Source organism: Actinomycetospora atypica (assembly GCF_042653685.1).
In the GTDB taxonomy this organism is placed as follows: domain Bacteria; phylum Actinomycetota; class Actinomycetes; order Mycobacteriales; family Pseudonocardiaceae; genus Actinomycetospora; species Actinomycetospora atypica.
The window spans coordinates 1-1,155 of sequence record NZ_JBHSIV010000084.1 but is presented as its reverse complement, the minus strand read 5'-3'; the positions used below and the strand labels follow the sequence as shown (position 1 = coordinate 1,155).

General features: G+C 71.0%; 2 pseudogenes. Both read left to right on the top strand.

Annotated elements, in window-relative coordinates:
• Positions 1-740, top strand: a pseudogene (locus tag ACFPBZ_RS29405) (hypothetical protein); the annotation flags it as partial.
• Positions 737-1,155: pseudogene (locus ACFPBZ_RS29400) on the top strand (hypothetical protein); the annotation flags it as partial. The pseudogenes ACFPBZ_RS29405 and ACFPBZ_RS29400, both read left to right, overlap by 4 nt.

Here is a 1,155-nt window from a genome sequence, read left to right as displayed (position 1 = left end):
TCGCTTACGGCCCGCTCGCAGACGAAGACCCGGTGCTGCGCGCGGAAGACCGAACCCTCGGCTGGCGCGGCCTGCTGCTGCGCCGGCACTCCGTCGGCGCCTGGCGCCAACTCTGGGCCGACCTCGTCGCCTTCGTGATCAAGAACGGACCGGTGACGAGGAACGACCTGTACGGCTGGGCTTGCAGCCGCGTGCCTGACCAGACGGTGGCGGGGCTGCTTTACGACCTCGCGCCCGTCGTCGACGCCGACGGGCACCCGGCCCCCGCGGAGTCCGCAGTGCCGTCAGGGCTGGGCCCGGTCGGCGCGAACGTCGCGGTCCTCATGCTCGGGGCCCAACGGCTACCGACCCTGCACGGCGTCACGCGGACCGCGTTCCTCGGCGGCAGCCGGTCGCAACGAGGAGTGTTCCTCGACCCCGCCTGGGTGGGCCGACGGATCGAGGACCAACGCGACCACTCTGTGCGCGACCTGGTCCGCGTCGTCGTCGACGACATGCTCGCGCAGTCCCGCCGCATCGCGCTACGCAAGGTCCAGGTGACCAATGGGCGACTTCAGGTGTTCTCGCGCCTGCATGAACGCAACGACGTCTACACCGCCCGTCACCATGAAGGCAGCGGCAACGTCGGGTTACGGATCGACCAGCTCGCCGCGATTGCCCTGCAGCTCGGGCTGATCGAGGACACCGCCGAACAGGCCGTGAGCGCACGGGGGATCGAACTGCTGGGACTGCCGGCATGAGCGGCGTCGAGCACGAAGCGTTCGCCTCACCCCTGACCCTGCTCGACCAGTGGCGCGGGCTCGCGGACGGGCCGCCGCTGCGCGAGATGGTCGTCCTCGGCTTCACCCACGACCTGCCCTTCCTCGAGCGGTTCGCGCTCTCAGGCGCCCGCCAGCTCGGCGCCCGCATCACTGTGCTCGCCGACGGGGGACAGGCCCGCCACGACGTCGTCGACGTGCGCTTCGCCGGCCACGGCTACCAGTACGGCGTGACCGCCACCCGTGGCGCGTTCCACCCCAAGCTCGTCGTCCTGCTCGGCGACGAGCACGTCTGGCTGGCCATCGGATCCGGCAACCCGACGATGTCCGGGTGGGGTCACAACCAGGAGCTGTGGTGCATCCTGCGCGGCACCACCCAGGTCGGGCTCCGCGCGCA